Raw genomic sequence first — 15353 nt, forward strand, 5'->3', positions numbered from 1 at the left:
AGGGCTTTCCGGTCGACGTTGGAGGGGCTTGTGAGGCGGACTCTTGGGCTCGCGGTGTCGGTAGCGGTGGTGGCGGCGGGGATCGCGGGCGGCGGCGGTTCGGCCGTGGCGCAGCGCGGGCCGGTGGTCAGCGGGACGTACTCGAGCGGTCCGGAGCACGCTTGGGAGGCGCTGCCTGCGGCGTACGTGGGGAACGACACCGGGGCAGCGGATGCCACGGTGGTCGTCGATCCGAGCATCAGCCGGCAGAAGTACACCGGCGTCGGGTTCTCGCTCGACGAGACGAGCGTGTCGAACCTGTGGAAGCTGACGCCGAGGGAGCGCGAGCGGGCGGTCCGCCTGCTGGTGGATCCGCGGACCGGCGCCGGGTTCGACCGATTCCGGTTGACGATCGGAAGCCCGGACCTGATCGAGCACCTGCCGTTCTGGTCGTACGACGAACTGCCGCCCGGCGTCACCGAGGACCCGGACCTGAAGTACTTCTCGATCAAGCGGGACGTCGACGCGCACATCGTCGACACCGTGAAGCTCATCCAGAAGTACAACCCGCGGGCCACGTTCTTCGCGTCCGCGTGGAGCGCGCCGGCCTGGATGAAGACCAACAACCGGTTCACCGGCGAGGTCGCGCTCAAGCCCGGCAGTACGACGTCCTACTACCAGGTCGGCAAGCTCCGCGACGACCGCATCGACGTGTTCGCCAGGTACTACGTGAAGTACCTGCAGGCGTATGCGCAGTACGGCATCACCGTCGACGCGCTCACGCTGCTCAACGAGCCGGGGATCGACGTGGTCTACCCGGCGATGGACATCGGCGTCGAGCAGCAGCAGAAGCTGGCGGTCGCGATCAAGCACGAGGTCCGGCGGGCCGGGCTGCGGACCGAACTGTATGTGCACGACTTCAACTTCTGGGACTGGCGCGACCCGAACAGCACGGAAACGAAGAACTACTACCGGATCTTCAACGATCCGGCGACCCGGAAAGCGGCGGACGCGATCGCGTTCCACCCGTACTGGGGCGACCCGGTGGTGATGCGGGACGCGTACCAGGAGTTCGGAAAACCCGTGCACATGACGGAAACCAGCGACCTCAACCCGGCAACGATCCTGAACTACTTCCGGCTCGACGCGTCATCGTACGTCCTCTGGGCGCAGACCACCGACCAGGACGGCGGCACCCTGCATTGGACGCCGGCCCGCGACAACGACATCGACTGGGACGAGGTCGGCCGGACGACCAAGTGGCCGAACCGGCTCGTGAAGGTCGACACGACGATGAAAACGTTTTCGGTACGGTCCGAGCTCTTCGCGATGGGACAGTTCGCGAAGTACCTCGGGCCGGAGCACACCCGCGTCGAGTCGAGCGGTACGGCGAACGGGATCAGCAACGCGGTGTTCAAGGACCGCGGCGACAACTTCGTCGCGATCGTTGGAAACGCCAACGCCACGCCGGCCAAGGTCCGTGTCACGCTCGCGGACAAGTCGTTCGTCGTGACGGTGCCGGCCAACGCTTATGCGACGTACCGCTGGCACGGCGACGTGCCGTCGGCACGCCACAACCAGGCGCCGCAGTTCGGCGACGTACCGAATGTCGTCGCCCACCAGTACCAGACCACGCAGTTTCAATTGCAGGCGACCGACGGCGACCAGGACAGCCTCGCGTACTACGCGACGGACCTACCGGCCGGCGTCAGTCTCGATGCGAGCACCGGGACGGTCAGCCTGGAACCGACGGTCGCCGGGGAGCAGGACCTCAAGTTCCGCGTCACCGACGGCGCAGCGCATGACGAGGTCACGGTGCATGTGACGGTCCGGCCGCACGGTGCGCCGGTCGGGGCGAAGATCGAGGCGGAGTCGTACGTCGCGCAGCACGGCTGGACGGACGGCGGCGCGAACTTCATCGAGAGCAACCCGGCGGCGAGCGGCGGCAAGAACGTGGGCTGGACCGCGGCGGGCAACTGGCTCCAGTACCGCGTCGACGTGGCCCAAGGCACCTACAACCTCGAACTCCGGGTCGCCAACGGCACCGGCGCGCCCGCCCAGGACGCGATCTCGATCCGCGACGCCAACGGCACCGTGCTCGCCAAGGTCACCGTCCCCGACACAGGGGGTTGGGGCACCTACCAGTCGATCGGCACACAGATCGCTCTCCCCGCCGGAGACCAAGAGATCACGGTGTACTGCGAGACCGGCGGCTTCAACCTCGACTACCTCCGCCTGACCGCGTGAACCCACGCCTGCGCGGGCGTTGCGCCCGGGCAGGTGGCGCAGCGGCTGGCGGACCTGGGTGACGCCGCCGTCGCGGCCGGAGCCGAAGCGTTGATGTTCACGTGTTCTTCGATCTCGCAGTATGCGGCGCCGCTCGCGGACCGTCTCGGCGTCCCGGTGTACCGCGTCGACGAGGCGATGGCGGACGAGGCGGTGCGCACGGGCGATCGCGTCAGCGTCATCGCGACGCTGCCCACCACGGTGCAGTGAGCCCGGAGCGCGGCGTTCGCCGGCTGGCCGAGAACCTCAAGTAGGCCCTTCTCGGACGGCTCGGCGCGACCGGGAGATTACCGGGCGCCAAGGCCACCCCTTGACGTGGCGCGGCCGTCTGCTGCATGGTTTACAGCGCTGTAGTACAGCGCTGTAAATCCGCCGAGAGAAAGCAGGCCGATGCGTCCCGACATCGTCATCGTGATGACCGATCAGCAGCGGGTGGGGCTGACGCGGCGCAGCGGGTATCCGGTGGACACGATGCCGTTCGTCGACGGCCTGGCGGAGCGCGGAACGGATTTCCGGAACGCGTACACGGCCGCGCCGGCCTGTGTTCCGGCGCGGACCAGCCTGCTCACCGGGCGGTTCCCGAGCGTCCACCAGGTGCGGCAGAACAGCAACGCGCAGTACGCCCGCTACGACCAGGACCTGCTCGACGTCCTGCGGACCGCGGACTACCAGCTGCACTTCGCGGGCAAACCGCACATGCCCCGCGGCGCGCAGGACTTCGACACCTTCGCCGGACCGTACTTCCACACCCAAGGACCGGAACGGAACGCGGCGGAACACGCTTTCGACGACTGGCTCGAGCGCCTCGACCACGGGGTCGCCGACGAGCCGACACCGCATGCCCTGGAAACGCAGCTGCCGTACCGGATCACCACCGACGCGCTGCAAGCGGTGCAGGACGCGGACCCGGACCGGCCGGGTCTGTTCTGGGTCTCCTACCCCGAGCCCCACAACCCGTACCAGGTCCCGCGACCCTACTTCGACCTGGTGAAACCCGAGGACGTCCCGGACCGCACGACGGGTCCGGAGGCCTCCGAGCTCAAGGGCGGCAGCTACGCCTGGCTGCGCAGACTCCAGGAAGACAAACGACCCGGTTACGACGACAACTGGCGTCGCTACACCGCCAACTACCTCGGCATGCTCCGCCTGCTCGACGACCAGATCCGCCGCCTGCACGAGGGTCTCGAAACCCGACGGAAACGACCACGACTGACCATCGTGCTCGCCGACCACGGCGACTACGTCGGCGAGTACGGACTGCAACGCAAGGGCGCCGGCCTGTCGGAGTTCCTGATGCGGATCCCGCTGATCGTCACCGGCGACGGTGTCGAGGTGCAGCGACGCGACGAACCGGTGTCGATCGTCGACGTCCTGCCCACCGTCTGCGAAGCCGTCGGCCGACCCATCCCCGACGGCGTCCAGGGCCGCAGCCTGCTCCCGCTCGCGCATGGCAAGGCGGCGCCGGAAACAGAATTCCGGAGCATCGTCGCCGAGCAGGGCTTCGGCGGCCGCGCGTACGACGTGGCCGCCCGGCCGCCGCTGCACTTCAGCTACGACGGCCCGACCTTCGACGAGCTCAACACCGTCACGCAGTCCGGTGCCGCCCGGATGATCCGCAGCGGGCAGTGGAAGCTCATCGTGCACGCCGATCTCGAAGGCGAGCTCTACGACCTGCACACCGACCCGGCCGAGCTCACCAACCTCTTCGACGACGACGCACACCTGGCCGTTCGCGCCGGCCTCCTGCACCAGCTCGCCCGCTGGCAGGCACGGCTGACCGACGACCTCCCGCACGGCAACTACACCTCGCTCCGCCTGCCCCACAACTGGCGCTGGGCACCCAAGGAGATCCACGATGAACACGTTTAACCGCCGCACCCTGCTGGGCCTCGGCGCCGCCACCGCCGCCGCGATCACACTCCCCGGCTGCTCGGGGAAATCCGGCCCGATGCGCGTTTCCTGGTACGGCCCAGACCCGGTCACCAAGGCCCTGAACAAGGCCCTCGAGGCCTGGAAGTCCAGCGGCGGCGCGGAGTACGCCGCGGAGAGCGCGCCGTTCGACGACTACTGGGACAAGCTCGCCACGCAGACGTCCGGCAACAACGCACCCGACGTCCTGCGGATGTCGATGAGCTACTTCAGCGACTACGCGGGCCGCAGCGCGCTCAAGGACCTCGGGTCGCTGGGGATCGACACGACGGGGCTCGACAAGGACGTGGCGAGCAGCGGTGTCGCCGACGGCAAGAATTACGGCGTCGGGCAGAGCTCGATCAGTTACGCGATGTACGTCGACGAGGCCGCCGTCAAGCGCGCCGGCGGCACGGTCCCGGCCCAGGGCTGGACCTGGGACGCGTTCGCCGAGTTCGCCCGGGACTACAGCGGATCGATCCAGGGCTCCTACGGCTCCACCGACCAGGCCGGAAACTTCCAGCTGTTCGAGGTGTACGCGCGCCAGCACGGCACGGAACTGTTTTCCGACGACGGCGGAAAGCTTGCCACCAGCAAGGAAACCGTCCAGGAATGGTTCCAGTACTGGGCCGGACTGCGGGACGCGAAGGCCGCCCCGCCGCAGAACATCAGCGCGGAGACGACCGCGATCGAGAAGTCGCTGGTGGCCAAGGGCAAGGCGCCGCTCCAGTTCGGCTGGGTCCAGCAGGTCACCTTCTACCAGCCGCTGGTGTAAGGACCGCTGAGCGTGCTCCCGGTCCCGCAGGCCAAGGCCGGCGACCTGTCCGGCCAGTTCGTCAAGGGCCTCGACCTGTGGTGCGTCTCGGCCGCGAGCAAGCACCCCGAGGACGCCGCGAAACTGATCGGGTTCCTGCTCAACGACGAGAAGGCGATCAAAGCGATCGGCATCCTGCTCGGCGTCCCGCCGTCGAAGAAGGCGCGTGATCTGGTGTCCGCGGATGCCGGGTCGGCCGGTGCCCGGGCGATCACCTACGTCGAGGGCCTGGAGGGCAAGGTCGGTCCGTCGCCGAAGCCGTGGCCCAAGGGGTACGGCGAGTTGCTGACCGGTTTCGGCCGGATCGCGGAGAACATCGGCTTCGGAAAGACCACGCCGGCGGCCGGCGCGCAGGAGTTCGTCGACCTGGCCGGAAAGACCCTCGGGCAGTGATCGCCCGGCTCCGGCAGAGCGTTCCGGCGTACCTGTTCCTGCTGCCCTGGCTGATCGGGCTGCTCGGACTGACGATCGGCCCGATGCTGCTGTCGCTCTACTACTCGTTCACCGACTACGCGCTGCTCAACACCCCCGAGTGGACCGGGCTGCACAACTACACGGCCCTGTTCCAGGACTCGCGGTACCTGCAATCGCTCAAGGTCACGTTCATCTACGTCGGCGTCTCGGTCCCGCTCGAGATGGCGTTCGCGCTCGCGGTCGCCGTACTGCTCAATCGAGGACTCAAGGGCCTGGCCGTCTATCGAGCGCTGTACTACGTGCCGAGCCTGCTCGGGGGCAGCGTCGCGATCGCCCTGCTGTGGCAGCAGATCTTCGGCAGCGACGGCCTGCTCAACGACGTCCTCGGCGTCTTCGGCATCCACGGCCGCGGCTGGATCTCCGAGCCCGGTACGGCGCTGTGGACCCTGATCGTGCTGCGGGTCTGGCAGTTCGGCGCCCCGATGGTGATCTTCCTCGCCGGTCTGCGGCAGATCCCCGACGAGGTGCTCGAGGCCGCCGAGGTCGACGGTGCGGGCCGATGGCAACGATTTTGGCGGGTGACGCTGCCGCTGTTGTCGCCGGTGGTGTTCTTCAACCTGGTGCTGCAGATCATCGGCGCGTTCCAGGCGTTCACACCGGCGTTCGTGATCAGCGGCGGCAAGGGCGGCCCGTCGGACTCGACGCTGTTCTACACGCTGTACCTCTACCAGCAGGCGTTCGGAAACTTCCGGATGGGGTACGCCGCCGCGATGGCCTGGGTGCTGCTGCTGATCATCGCGGTCTTCACCGGGCTGAACTTCGTCCTGGGCCGCACCTGGGTGTTCTACGGAGACGAAGGGGCACGCCGATGAAACGCATCCTGGCCCACACCGGGCTGGCGGCGGGGGCACTGGTGATGCTCTACCCGCTGCTCTGGATGATCAGCGCCTCGCTGCGGCCGAACACCGAAATCTTCGAGCACGCCGGGCTGATTCCCGAGCGCCCGACGCTCGGGAACTACGCTCTCGGCTGGTCGTCGACCGGTTCCAGCTTCGGCATCTACCTGATGAACTCGCTGATCATCTGCGCGGCGGTCGTGATCGGCAACGTGCTGACCTGCTCGCTGACCGCGTACGCGTTCGCGCGGCTCTCGTTCGTGGGCCGGAAAACGTTGTTCGGGCTGATGCTGGCGACGATCATGCTGCCCGGTCACGTCACGCTGATCGCGCAGTACTCGATTTTCCGGAACCTCAACTGGATCGACACGTTCTGGCCGATGATCGTGCCGAGTTTCCTGGCCACCGACGCGTTCTTCGTGTTCCTGATGGTGCAGTTCATCCGCTCGATCCCGGTCGAGCTCGACGACGCGGCCCGGATCGACGGCTGCGGCGCGTGGGGCATCTACCGGCGGATCATCCTGCCGCTGCTGTCGCCGGCGCTGGTGACGACGGCGATCTTCTCCTTCATCTGGACCTGGAACAACTTCTTCAGCCAGCTGATCTACCTGTCGACCAGGACCCGGCTGACGGTGCCGGTCGCGTTGCGCGGGTTCCTGGACGCCACCGGCAGCTCGGAATGGGGAGCACTGTTCGCGATGAGCGTCGTCACGCTGGTCCCGGTGGTCGTGGTGTTCGTGATCTTCCAGCGGCGGATCCTGGCCGGAATGGCCCACACCGGCCTCAAATGAGATCCTGCCAGCTATGAGGCCGCGCCTGACCGACGTCGCCGAGGCGGCCGGTGTGTCGATGAAGACGGTGTCGAACGTCGTCAACGGCGCCGAGCACGTCCGCGAGGAGACCCGGCAACGGGTGCTGGCGGCGATCGAGAAGCTCGGGTACCGGCCGAACATCGCGGCCCGCAACCTGGCCCAGGGCCGCAGCGGCGTGATCGCGCTCGCCGTACCGCAGCTCGACCGTCCGTACTTCGCCTCGCTCGCGGCCCGGATGCTCGACGAGGCGGAGTCGTTCGGCTGGATCGTCCAGTTCCACCAGACCGGCGGCCGCCGCGAGGCCGAGCTCGCCCTGCTCACCGAACGGCACCCGGCCCGCCTCGACGGGATCGTGATGAGTCCGCTCGGACTGACGGCGGAGGACGTGCGGGGCCGCGACCCGGCGCTGCCGCTCGTCCTGCTCGGCGAGAAGGCCGGCGTCGAGCACCAAGCGGACCACGTCGGCATCGACAACCGCGAGGCCGGCAAGGTGGCGACCGAGCACCTGCTCGAGCTCGGCCGCCGGCAGGTGATGGCGCTCGCGCCGGGACCGCGGATGGACGACGAGCGGATCAACGGCTACCGCGACGCGCTGACCGCCGCCGGGCTGCCGGTCGACGAGGACATCGTGCTGCCGACCGGAGGCCTGCGCGGCCAGGACGCCGAGCGCACCCTCGGCGAGTGGCTCGACTCGGGACACGCGCCGCCGGACGCGGTCTTCGCGGCCACCGACTGGCTGGCGATGGGCGCGATCCGGGCCCTCGTGCTGCGCGGTCTGCGGGTGCCGCAGGACGTCGCGGTGGTCGGATTCGACGACATTCCGTACGACCTCGCGACGCTGCCGACCCTGACCACCGTCGCGCCCGACCGGGTCGCGATCGCGCGGCTGGCGTTGCAGGCGCTGAAGGACCAGCGCCCCGGCGCCGCCCCCGTCCGCCTGCAGGCGCCCTTCAGTCTCGTCGTCCGCGAGAGCACCACCGGTATCGGTTGACCCTGGCGCATCGCCCGCGCGCATCCGAGACTGGCCGCATGGGTGGGGGCATGGTGGCCATGCTGTTCTCGGACATCGAAGGGTCGACGCTGCTGCTGCGCCGGCTGGGCGACCGGTACCTGGACGCGCTGGAGGATCACCGGCGGATCCTGCGCGCCGTGTGGACGGCGTACGGCGGAACCGAGATAGGGACCGAGGGCGACAGCTTCTTCGTCGTGTTCGGGACCGCCGGGGACGCGGTCCGGGCCGCGGCCGACGGGCAGCGACAGCTCGCCGGGCACGTGTGGCCGGGCAACGAGAGCCTGCGGGTGCGGATGGGCATCCACACCGGTACGCCCGGCGTGTACGACGGTGACTACTGGGGGATGGACGTCCATCTCGCCGCGCGGATCGGGGCGGCCGCCCACGGCGGGCAGATCGTGGTGTCGGCGGTCACCGGTCAGCTGACCCAACTGCCCGAGGGCGTCACGCTGCGCGATCTCGGCACCCATCACCTGAAGGACATCCCGGAGCCCGAGCACCTGTTCCAGGTCACCGTCGACGGTCTGCAGCCCGAGTTCCCGCCGCCGCGCACCCTCGGTACGTCGACGAGCCTGCCGTCGCCGGCGACCCCGTTGCTCGGGCGCGCACCGGATCTCGAACGCATCGGCGAGCTGCTCGGGCGGCCCGACGTACGGCTCGTCACGCTGACCGGACCGGGCGGAGCGGGCAAGACCCGGCTGGCGATCGGCGCGGCCGCGGGGCTGACCACCAGGTTCCCGGGCGGTGTGTACTTCGTCCCGCTCGCGGCCGTCACGTCCGCGCCCGTGCTGTGGACGACGATCGCCGAGGTCCTCGACATCCCGCCGCGCGACCGCGGCCGGGTCGTTGCGTACCTGGCCCAGCGCACCCTGCTGCTCGTCCTCGACAACCTCGAGCAGTTGCCGGACGCCGGCAAGGTCGTCGCCGAGATCATCGAGGGCGCGCCGCACGTACAACTGATCGCCACCTCCCGACGAGCGCTGGGCCTCACCGGCGAGCACCAGCATCCGGTGCTGCCGCTGCCGATCGCGGCCGGCCCGGACTCGGCCGCCGTACAGCTGTTCGTGCAACGCGCGCAGGCCGTTCGGCCCGCGTTCACGCTGACCGCCGAGAACACCGCCGATGTGGTCGCGATCTGCCGCCGGCTCGATTGTCTCCCGCTGGCGATCGAGCTGTGCGCACCGCGGGTGCGGCTGCTCAGCGTCAAGGAGTTGCTCGCGCGGGTCGACCAGTCGCTCGACATGGAGTCCACGAGTGCGGCGACGCCGCAACGGCAGCGGACGTTACGCGAGACGATCGCCTGGTCGTACGAGCTGCTCGGGCCGGAACACCGCCGGACGTTCCGCCGCCTGGCCGTCTTCTCCGGCGGCGCCGACCTGACCGCGGTCGAGAAAGTTGCCACTGGCCTCGACCTGCTCGACGCCGTCGCCGAGTTGCACGACACCAACCTGATCACGGTGTACGACGGACCGGACGGGACCCGGGTGCGGATGCTGGAGACCGTCCGCCAGTACGCCGCCGACGAGCTGCGAGCCACGGACGAGGATGCCGCCGTCCGCGGTCTCCACGCCGCCTACTACGCCGACCTTGCCGAGACCCTCGAGAACACCAAGAGGACCACGTCCGACCTGCCGCTCGATCGGGCCGAGATCGACCTCGACAACTTCCGTACCGCCCTGAGCTGGGCGACCCGCCACGACGTACGGACCGCTCTCCGGCTCTGTTCGGCCCTGGCCTGGGTCTGGACCGTCGGCGGCTACCTGGCCGAGAGCCGCGCCTGGCACGAGCAGGTCGTCGCCGCCGCCGGTACGACGTCCTCGCCGGAGCTGGCCGCCTGTCTGCGGGGACTCAGCAACGTCCTGCTCATCCAGGGGGAGGCGGAGCACGCCGAAGAGGTGGCGGCCCGCAGCGTCGAGATGGCCCGAAACCTCGGCGATCCGGCCGGCATCGCGTACGGAATGACCGTGCTCGGCTCGATGCAGGGCCAGCGAGGGAACGCACGCGCGGCGCGGGCGACGCTGACCGAGGCCGTGGACCGGCTCCGCTCCTTGGACGACGAGTGGCGGTTGGCCCGGGTGCTCAACCACCTGGGCGGGATCGAGGAGGACCTCGGCAACTTCGAGCGCGCGGAGGAGCTGCTCCGCGAGTCGCTGCGGATCACCGAGTCGCAGGGGGACGTGCACGAGCTCGCCGTGGTGGGGCAGAACCTGGCCTACCTGCTGACCCTCGCCGGCCGTCTCGACGAGGCCGGCGAGCTGGCCCGTGGCCTGATTCCCACCGTGACGGCGCTCGGCAGCCCGACGCTCACGATGGCGTTCTCGAACACCGTGATGAATCTTCTGATCCGCCGCGGCGATCCGGTCCGCGCCGCGCAGCTGTTCGGCGCCGAGGAGGCGATGGGCGAGCGGCTGGAGATCCCGAATCCGTACCGGGAGGAGGAGCTCGCGGAGGCCCTCGAACTCGTCGGCGACACGCTGACCCGCGAGGACTGGGAGCGGCACCGCCGCACCGGCCGGACCGAACGCGTCGAGGAACTCCTGGGCCGCGTGTCGCTCTAGGACCTTGCCCGCCGCAACGAACCCGCACCGTACCCGCATCGAAGCCGCACCGAACCCGCACCGAACCCGCACCGAACCCGCGACGGCCGCCGAATGGTTGACCACGGACAGTGCCGACTACATACTGCTTGCACCGCCGTCGGCGGGCTGTGGGGGCAGCTGGGGTGATCATGGGGAACAAGGGGGGCAAGTTGTGCATGCCTTGAAGTTGATTCGTGCTGCGCTGATCGTGGGGATTCTCGGAGCGTCGCTGACCGCGCCGCTCGCGGCCTCGGCCGAGGATCCGCCGACCAGCGCGGTGGAGGTCAGTGCGACCACATTGAGTCCGGGGGACACGTTCACGGTCACGCAGACCGTGTACAACAAGGGCGACTTCACGCTCGAAGGCGCCAAGGCCGCGCTGTACGCCAAGGACCAGACGCTGACCGACTGGATCGAGCTGGTCAGCTGCACCGGTGCGAACTGCTTCACCGCCGAGGGGACGCACGTCCGGGCCTCGTTCGGTGACGTCGGCGCGCACGAGACCCGGACCGTGGTGTGGACGCTGCGGGTGCGGGACGACACGAAGCTGGATCCGTTCATCCTGCGGAACCAGTTGTTCGCGGACAACTACGGGTACGAGATCCTGTCGGGCCCGACGATCACGATCGTGCCGAAGGCGGCCGACATCGCCGTCGCGCTGAGTGCGTCGGTGAAGATGGTGACGACGGCGCGGATCACGTACACGATCACGGTGAAGAACAACGGGCCGAACCCGGCGACCGGGGTTCGGGTGGTCGCCACGGCGCCGGCCGCGACGGCGTACTACGCGAGCACCTGCACGCGGGTCGGGACCACCCGGTCGGCGAACTGCGACTTCGCCACGCTGGCGAGCGGTGAGACCGTGACCCGGACGCTGACGGTGAACACCGGGATGCTCACGGCCGGCACGCTGACCGCGACGGCGCAGCGCACGGCGAGTTCGCCGAACGACCCGGTGGCGACGAACGACAAGGCCACGAAGAGCTGCAGCGCGCTGACCGGGCTGGTCGTGCGCTGCTGACGACGCACTGAGGTCTTCTACGACGGCCGGCGGCCGCGGGTTCTCGAGTCCCCGCGGCCGCCGGCTCTTTTGCTGCCCACGTCTTGCATCCAGGGGCGGGTGAGGTTTACGGTCCGGGTTAACGTTTAAGTGAGTGTTAGTGAGCACTTCTTCGAAACTTGGAGCAACTATGATCAGTCGGCGACGGTTCTTGCAGGTGACCGGTGCGGCGATTGCCACCTCTTCGCTCGCGGCCTGTGGTGACGGCGGTGCGTCGAACGGTGGTGCGAAGGCGTCGGGCGAGCTCAAGCTGCCGACGTACAAGCCGTTCGAGGGGCTGCACCCGGAGCTGCCGGGCGCGGAGTCCGGCCTCGAGCCCGGGTTCCTGAAGTTCCCGGCGGACGCGGTCGCGAGCGTGAAGGCGCCGCCGCTGAAGGGCCCGGTCACTGCGCTGACCGAGACGTTCGCGACGCCTCCGCCGCCGATGGGCAGCAACCCGATGTGGCAGGCGCTGAACTCCGCACTCGGCGGTGAGCTCCGGCTGACCATCGGCACCGACCCGGGCTACCCGGAGAAGTTCGCGACGCTGCTCGCCAGCGACTCGCTGCCGGACCTGATGTGGCTGCCGCCGAACCAGGGCATCCCGAACATCGGCCCGATGCTCGAGGCGAAGTTCCAGGACCTGACCAAGTACCTGTCCGGGGACGCCGTGCTGGAGTACCCGAACCTGGCCGCGCTGAAGCCGGCCTCCTGGCGGACCGCGGTGGTGAACGGGAAGATCTGGGGCGCCCCGATCCCGTCGACGCCGTTCGGCCAGGTGATGATGGGCAACCCGAAGACCTGGGCGAAGGTCGGCGGCCTGCAGTGCGCGACCGCGGACGAGTTCTTCGCCAAGTGCAAGGAGTTGACCAACGGCACGAACTACGCGCTCGAGCCGGCGATCATCAACATGCTGCACATGTTCGGCGAGTGGTTCGGCGCCCCGAACGGCTGGCGGGTGAACCAGGACCGGTCGCTGACCCACCTGTACGAGACCGACAACTACAAGGCCGCCGTCGAGTACGCCGCCAAGCTCTGGGCCGCGAAGGTGTTCTACCCGGACCTGAACCTGGCCGACGCCACGCCGAAGACCGTGAACGGCCAGATCGCCGCGCAGGTCGTGGTCGGCCCGCGCGCCACCGCCGACTTCCGGGCGCTGGACCCGTCGCTGTTCGTGGACACGATGATCCCGTTCGGCCACGACGGCAAGGCCAAGCCGATCTACGACATGGGCTACGGCACGGTCGGGTTCACGCCGTTCAAGAAGACCGACGAGGGCCGGATTCGCGAGCTGCTCGCGCTGATGGACTACCTCTCCGCGCCGTTCGGCACCAAGGAGTACCTGGTCAAGAACTTCGGCGTCGAGGGGCAGCAGTACCAGCTGGACGCGCAGCAGAACCCGGTGCTGACGAAGGCCGGCCAGCAGCAGGCGCCCGGTCTGGTCAGTGCGCTGCAGATCATGAACTCGCCGGAGAGCGTGATCTTCAACCCGGCGTACCCCGACGATACCAAGAAGATCTACGCGACCGAGCAGCAGTTGCTGAAGTTCGCGATGCGGAACCCGACCGCGGGTACGTACTCCGACACCAGCAGCAAGGTCGGTCCGAAGCTGACCGCGGCGTTCCGGGACACGATCGTGGACATCGTCACCGGCCGGCAGAAGATCGACGCGTACGACGAGGCGCTCAAGCGCTGGAAGTCCGGCGGCGGTGACAAGATGCGCGACGAGTTCGCGGCCGTGCTCCCGTCCACCGTGCCGGTCACCGGGTCCTGATCGATGCTGAAGCCGAACTCCTCGAAGCGGCAGGTCGCCAACGGCCTGCCGCTGAAGGCGAAATGGCGCCGGGACTGGCAGATGGTGCTGCTGATGATCCCCGGCGTGCTGTTCCTGCTGGTGTTCTTCTACCTGCCGGTGCTCGGCAACGTGGTCGCGTTCCAGGATTTCCAGCCGTACCTCGGCATCATGCACAGTGAGTGGAACGGCCTGCAGAACTTCCTCAACCTGTACGACAACCCGGACTTCTGGGACGCGCTGCGGAACACGCTGTTACTGGCCGGCGTCCAGCTGCTGCTGTTCTTCCCGGTGCCGATCGGGCTGGCGCTGATCGTCGACTCGCTGGTCAGCAACCGTTTTCGGCGCTGGTTCCAGACCATCGCCTACCTGCCGCACTTCCTGTCCTGGGTGCTGGTCGTGACGCTGTTCCAGCAGTCGCTCGGCGGCGCCGGGTTCGTCAACAACCTGCTCCGGCAGGCCGGCCTGGACCCGATCCCGTTCATGACGAATCCGGACACCTTCCCGCTGCTGGTGGTCGCGCAGCTGATCTGGAAGGACGCCGGCTGGGCGATGATCATCTTCCTCGCGGCGCTCACCACGGTCGACGTGTCGCTGTACGAGGCCGCCGCGGCGGACGGCGCCGGGCGCTGGCGGCGGCTGTGGCACATCACGCTGCCGTCGCTGCGCACCGTCATCGTGCTGCTGCTCATCCTGCGGATCGGCGACATCCTCAGCGTCGGCTTCGAGCAGTTCATCCTGCAACGCGACTCGGTCGGACCGGGTGCTGCCGAAGTACTGGACACGTTCACGTACTACGCGGGCGTGGTCGGCGGGGACTGGAGCAGCGGTGCCGCGGCCGGATTGGCCAAGGGCGTCGTCGGAGCCCTCCTGCTGTGGGGCGCGAACGCGCTGGCCCACCGCCTGGGTGAGCCCGGCATCTTCCAGAAACGAGGCGTTTCATGAGACCGGTGTGGAAGGAGAACCCTTCTCCGGCGTACCAGGCGATCAAGGCCGTCGTACTGGGCGGCTTCGCGCTCGTCATCGTGATCCCGATCCTGGTCGTGATCTCGACGTCGCTGGCCAGCGACAAGGACATCATCGACGCGGGCGGGTACGTGCTGTGGCCGTCGCACCCGACGTTCAAGGCGTACCAGACGCTGTTCAGCGGCGGCCTGATGGGACGGGCGATCCTGGTCAGCGTCTTCGTGACGCTGGTCGGTACGGCGATTGCGCTGGCCGTCACGATCGCGCTGGCGTACGCCACGTCGAGGCCGGTGCTGTTCGGCCGGCCGGTGCTGCTGATGGTGCTGTTCACCTTGCTGTTCGCGCCGGGCATCATCCCGATGTTCCTGGTGGTGAAGCAGCTCGGGCTGCTCGACAGCCTCTGGTCGCTGATCCTGCCGGGCGCGCTCGGCGCCTTCAACTTCGTTGTCCTGCGCACCTTCTTCATGAATGTGCCGGGTGAGCTGCTGGAGAGCGCGCGGATCGACGGCGCGAGCGACTTCACCATCCTGCGCCGGATCGTGATGCCGCTGTCGAAGGCGGTGATCGCGGTCGTCGGGCTGTTCTACGCGGTCGGGTTCTGGAACGCGTTCTTCAACGCGTTGCTGTACCTGAACGACACCTCGAAGTGGCCGGTCCAGGTGATCCTGCGGACCTACGTCCTGCAGGGCAAGTCGTTGTCGGCCGACCAGCTCGGCGTGCATCCGCCGCCGCAGCCCCAGTCGCTGCAGATGGCCGTGGTGGTGGTCGCGCTGGTCCCGATCGCCATGGTGTACCCGTTCCTCCAGCGGCACTTCACCAAGGGCGTCATCACCGGTGCGGTCAAGGGCTGATCTGC

13 protein-coding genes are annotated in these 15353 nt (G+C 68.5%); all 13 read left to right on the plus strand.

All coding sequences use genetic code 11. The annotated features are described in order from the left end of the window. The first annotated feature begins 30 nt into the window (after positions 1-30). On the plus strand, positions 31-2226 hold the full coding sequence (locus tag ABZX12_RS22750) for a carbohydrate-binding protein (protein WP_355696004.1): 2196 nt from the start codon (positions 31-33) through the stop codon (positions 2224-2226). Between the two features lie 33 nt (positions 2227-2259). Beyond that, a complete protein-coding gene (locus ABZX12_RS22755) occupies positions 2260-2475 on the plus strand; it encodes an aspartate/glutamate racemase family protein (protein WP_355696006.1) in 216 nt (71 codons plus the stop codon). Positions 2476-2655: 180 nt separating this feature from the next. After that, the gene (locus ABZX12_RS22760; RefSeq protein WP_355696007.1) at positions 2656-4134 is read left to right on the plus strand and encodes a sulfatase-like hydrolase/transferase; all 1479 of its coding nucleotides are present in this window, start codon (positions 2656-2658) and stop codon (positions 4132-4134) included. After that, on the plus strand, positions 4121-4948 hold the full coding sequence (locus ABZX12_RS22765) for an extracellular solute-binding protein (RefSeq protein WP_355696009.1): 828 nt from the start codon (positions 4121-4123) through the stop codon (positions 4946-4948). The genes ABZX12_RS22760 and ABZX12_RS22765 overlap by 14 nt, the downstream gene beginning before the upstream one ends. A gap of 12 nt (positions 4949-4960) precedes the next feature. After that, positions 4961-5380 (plus strand): hypothetical protein, encoded by a 420-nt coding sequence (locus ABZX12_RS22770; RefSeq protein WP_355696011.1) that lies wholly within the window; start codon positions 4961-4963, stop codon positions 5378-5380. Continuing rightward, entirely contained in the window at positions 5377-6273 is an 897-nt protein-coding gene (locus ABZX12_RS22775) for a sugar ABC transporter permease (protein ID WP_355696013.1), read from the plus strand. The genes ABZX12_RS22770 and ABZX12_RS22775 overlap by 4 nt, the downstream gene beginning before the upstream one ends. Next, entirely contained in the window at positions 6270-7088 is an 819-nt protein-coding gene (locus ABZX12_RS22780; protein ID WP_355696014.1) for a carbohydrate ABC transporter permease, read from the plus strand. The genes ABZX12_RS22775 and ABZX12_RS22780 overlap by 4 nt, the downstream gene beginning before the upstream one ends. Positions 7089-7101: 13 nt before the next feature. Continuing rightward, a complete protein-coding gene (locus ABZX12_RS22785) occupies positions 7102-8100 on the plus strand; it encodes a LacI family DNA-binding transcriptional regulator (protein ID WP_355696016.1) in 999 nt (332 codons plus the stop codon). A 38-nt stretch (positions 8101-8138) separates the two neighbouring features. Next, positions 8139-10679, plus strand: coding sequence for an adenylate/guanylate cyclase domain-containing protein (locus tag ABZX12_RS22790; protein ID WP_355696018.1), 2541 nt, complete (start codon positions 8139-8141; stop codon positions 10677-10679). Between the two features lie 202 nt (positions 10680-10881). After that, positions 10882-11721: a hypothetical protein gene (locus ABZX12_RS22795; protein ID WP_355696019.1), complete on the plus strand. Its 840-nt coding sequence runs from the start codon at positions 10882-10884 to the stop codon at positions 11719-11721. 169 nt (positions 11722-11890) lie between these two features. Next, positions 11891-13513 carry a sugar ABC transporter substrate-binding protein gene (locus ABZX12_RS22800; RefSeq protein WP_355696020.1) on the plus strand — a complete coding sequence of 541 codons (1623 nt, stop codon included), beginning with the start codon at positions 11891-11893 and terminating at the stop codon, positions 13511-13513. A gap of 3 nt (positions 13514-13516) precedes the next feature. Next, on the plus strand, positions 13517-14476 hold the full coding sequence (locus ABZX12_RS22805; protein WP_355696022.1) for an ABC transporter permease subunit: 960 nt from the start codon (positions 13517-13519) through the stop codon (positions 14474-14476). Next, complete coding sequence (locus ABZX12_RS22810; protein ID WP_355474079.1) at positions 14473-15348, plus strand: carbohydrate ABC transporter permease; 876 nt, start codon at positions 14473-14475, stop codon at positions 15346-15348. Before ABZX12_RS22805 ends, ABZX12_RS22810 begins: the two co-directional genes overlap by 4 nt. The last annotated feature ends 5 nt before the right edge of the window (positions 15349-15353 follow it).

Source organism: Kribbella sp. NPDC003505 (genome assembly GCF_040610875.1).
In the GTDB taxonomy this organism is placed as follows: Bacteria; Actinomycetota; Actinomycetes; order Propionibacteriales; family Kribbellaceae; genus Kribbella.

Coding starts and splice junctions, on each gene's coding strand:
- ABZX12_RS22790 (WP_355696018.1), top strand. CDS start 8,139: ATGGGTGGGGGCATGGTGGCCATGCTGTTCTCGGACATCGAAGGGTCG.
- ABZX12_RS22780 (WP_355696014.1), top strand. CDS start 6,270: ATGAAACGCATCCTGGCCCACACCGGGCTGGCGGCGGGGGCACTGGTG.
- ABZX12_RS22765 (WP_355696009.1), top strand. CDS start 4,121: ATGAACACGTTTAACCGCCGCACCCTGCTGGGCCTCGGCGCCGCCACC.
- ABZX12_RS22785 (WP_355696016.1), top strand. CDS start 7,102: ATGAGGCCGCGCCTGACCGACGTCGCCGAGGCGGCCGGTGTGTCGATG.
- ABZX12_RS22800 (WP_355696020.1), top strand. CDS start 11,891: ATGATCAGTCGGCGACGGTTCTTGCAGGTGACCGGTGCGGCGATTGCC.
- ABZX12_RS22805 (WP_355696022.1), top strand. CDS start 13,517: ATGCTGAAGCCGAACTCCTCGAAGCGGCAGGTCGCCAACGGCCTGCCG.
- ABZX12_RS22760 (WP_355696007.1), top strand. CDS start 2,656: ATGCGTCCCGACATCGTCATCGTGATGACCGATCAGCAGCGGGTGGGG.
- ABZX12_RS22810 (WP_355474079.1), top strand. CDS start 14,473: ATGAGACCGGTGTGGAAGGAGAACCCTTCTCCGGCGTACCAGGCGATC.